The organism is Alkalibacillus haloalkaliphilus C5, from assembly GCF_000269905.1.
In the GTDB taxonomy this organism is placed as follows: Bacteria; Bacillota; Bacilli; order Bacillales; family Alkalibacillaceae; genus Alkalibacillus; species Alkalibacillus haloalkaliphilus_A.
In genome coordinates this window covers 1-257 of sequence record NZ_AKIF01000317.1, presented here as the reverse complement: position 1 = coordinate 257, position 257 = coordinate 1, and the positions used below count along the sequence as shown (strand labels likewise).

The 257-nt window shown below is 50.2% G+C and carries 1 protein-coding gene; it reads left to right on the top strand.

Translation table 11 applies throughout. The features are described from left to right. Positions 1–16 precede the first annotated feature (16 nt). The coding region (locus A194_RS19175; protein ID WP_202800437.1) for a hypothetical protein at positions 17–257 on the top strand (241 nt) is incomplete at its 3' end.

Sequence of the window (257 nt, the reverse complement as noted above, 5' to 3'; positions counted from 1 at the left end):
TTCAGGTGCGGCTACGATGGATGACATGGGTGATATGGAAGTCGATGCGCCCAATGTTCCGGCAGTAGGCGGCTTTGCAGAAGGGGAAGAAATCGCCTTTATTCACCCGGAAGTATCTGATCAGGAAGTGGGGGAAATGCTTACTGAAATGATGGATTCCCCGGTACCGATTGTTCCTTCCCTTGCTGAGGTTCCGGAAGAAAGTCTGGCCAATGTGTATGTGTTTACCAACGGCATTGAAGGTGTTGGTCCATTTG